Annotated in this window: 3 protein-coding genes; all 3 read left to right on the top strand. The window is 60.2% G+C overall.

Annotated elements, in window-relative coordinates:
• The coding region (locus GX108_08415; protein NLO57044.1) for a bifunctional enoyl-CoA hydratase/phosphate acetyltransferase at positions 1–657 on the top strand (657 nt) is incomplete at its 5' end.
• 61 nt (positions 658–718) lie between these two features.
• Positions 719–1,639 (top strand): phosphate butyryltransferase, encoded by a 921-nt coding sequence (locus GX108_08420; GenBank protein NLO57045.1) that lies wholly within the window; start codon positions 719–721, stop codon positions 1,637–1,639.
• Between the two features lie 18 nt (positions 1,640–1,657).
• Positions 1,658–2,472, top strand: an 815-nt coding sequence (buk, locus tag GX108_08425) for a butyrate kinase (protein ID NLO57046.1), incomplete at its 3' end; no start/stop codon positions are given.

Here is a 2,472-nt window from a genome sequence, read left to right on the forward strand (position 1 = left end):
GCCGTGAAGGCCGTTTCCTCGGGAGAGGCGGACCTGCTGATGAAGGGCAATATCAAGACGGCCACGTTGCTGAAAGCCGTCCTGAACAAGGAGTGGGGCCTCCGTTCCGGTTCCCTTCTCTCCCATGTCTTCCTCTTCCAGATTCCAAAAACGGGGAAGGTCTTTTGCCTCACCGACGGGGGGATGTCCATGTATCCCGACCTGGCCGCCAAGACAGCGATAATAGGAAACGCCGTGGAATGCTACCACAGGCTTGGCGTGGAGTGCCCCAGGGTCGCGGTGCTGGCCGCCGTCGAGACGGTCAACCAGGACATGCCCTGCACCATCGATGCCGCCGTGCTGACGCAGATGAACCGGAGGGGACAGATCAAGGGATGCGTCGTGGACGGTCCCCTCGCCCTGGACAACGCCGTGAGCGAGGAGGCGGCCAGGCACAAGGGCATCGTCTCCGAGGTGGCCGGTCATGCCGACATCCTGCTGGTCCCCGACATCGAAGCCGGCAACCTCATGGGCAAGGTTATGCTCTACATGTCGGGGGGTCGTGGGGCCGGCGTCGTTGTCGGCGCCCGAAGACCCGTCGTGATGACCAGCCGCTTCGACAACGCCGAGACCAAGCTGCTTTCCATCGCCTTCGGGGCGGTGTTGGCGAGAGCATAAAACTGAAAAAAATTTAATATGGAATATAGGTCAGAAATAATAAATTAAGGAGGTTTCATCGATGAAAAGAATCACTTCGCTGGTCGAACTGCTCGCCTTTGCCAAGGAAGTCGGTCCGAAGAAGATCGCCGTCGCCCTCGCCGAGGACGCCGAGGTCATGGAGGCCGTCGAGAACGCCCGCAAGGAAGGGGTAGCCGAAGCGTTCCTGGTCGGCGATGCCGACAAATTGAAAAAAGTGACCGACCCGATGGGCATAGACCTTTCGAATTACCAGGTGGTGGATGTCAAGAGTGGGCAGGGGGAGGTCGGGATCGAGGCCGTCAAGTTGGTTTCCTCCGGCAAGGCCGATATCCTCATGAAGGGCATGATCTCCACGGCCAACTTTTTAAGGGGCGTCCTTAACAAGGAAGTGGGCCTGCGCAGCGGCGGGACCCTCTCCCATGTCTACCTCCACCAGGTGAAGGGTTACGACAGGGTGTTCTTCATCTGCGATCCGGCCTTCAACATTGCTCCCGATTTCCAGACGAAGGTCAACCTGATCAACAACACCGTCAACCTCGCTCACGCCTTCGGCATCGAGACACCCAAGGTGGCGGCCCTCGCCGCCGTCGAGGTGGTCAACCAGGATATGCCCTGCACTATCGACGCCGCCGTGCTGACCCAGATGAACCGCCGAGGCCAGATCAAGGGTTGCGTCATCGACGGACCCCTCGCCCTGGACAACGCCGTGAGCGAGGAGTCGGCCAGGCACAAGGGGATTGTCTCCGAGGTGGCCGGCAAGGCCGATATCCTCCACGTTCCCGACATCGAGGCGGGCAATATGCTCGCCAAGGCTATCGTCTACTTCGCCGATAACAAGACGGCCGGGCTAGTGCTCGGAGCGAAGGCTCCCGTGGTGCTCACCAGCAGGTCCGATTCACCGGAGACGAAGCTCCTATCGATAGCTTCAGCCGTCGTGCTGGCAGCTTACCAGAACAAGTAACATCTGTCGGAACCTGGTATGAAGCCCTCCGTCGTTCTTGCCATCAACCCCGGCTCCACCAGCACCAAGGTGGCTCTCTTCAGGGGGCTGGAAGAAGCCTGGTCGGATACCCAGAGGTACGACGCGGACAGGATCAGGGAGTTCTCCAGCATCCCTGCCCAGGAGAAGTTCAGGCTCGAAGAGATCCGCAAGGCATTAAGGAAGAGGGACGCGGAGGCGACGGATTTTGACGCCGTGGTGGGAAGGGGCGGTCTCCTCCGCCCCATCCCTGGCGGGACCTACAAGGTTAGTACCGAGATGCTCGAGGACCTCAGGAGTTGCCGCTTTGGCTCCCATGCGAGCAACCTGGGGGGCCCCCTGGCAAAAAGGATCGCCGATGAGGCCGGAGGAGTGCCGGCCTTCATCGTCGACCCCGTCGTCGTCGATGAACTCATCGACGAGGTCCGTCTCTCCGGAATCCCCGAGATCGAAAGGAGGTCCGTCTTCCACGCGCTGAACCAGAAAGCCGTGGCCCGAAGGGCCTCGAGTGAACTCGGCAAGGATTTTGATAAGGCAAACCTCATAGTGGCCCACATGGGAGGAGGTATCTCCGTGGGAGCCCACCGCGGCGGGAGGGTCATCGATGTCAACAACGCTCTCGACGGCGAAGGGCCCTTCACCCCTGAGAGGGCAGGTTCGCTGCCGGCGGGAGAAATGGTCAAGTTCATTTTTTCAACGGGCATAAAGCTCGAAGAATTGATGAAAAAAATGGTGGGCGGCGGCGGGCTGGTGGCACACCTGGGCACTAACGACCTCCGGGAGGTCGAGGAGATGATAGCCGGGGGGGATGAAAA

Origin of the sequence: Thermovirga sp. (genome assembly GCA_012523215.1) — a bacterium.
Lineage (GTDB): Bacteria > Synergistota > Synergistia > Synergistales > Thermovirgaceae > 58-81.

Coding starts and splice junctions, on each gene's coding strand:
- GX108_08420 (NLO57045.1), top strand. CDS start 719: ATGAAAAGAATCACTTCGCTGGTCGAACTGCTCGCCTTTGCCAAGGAA.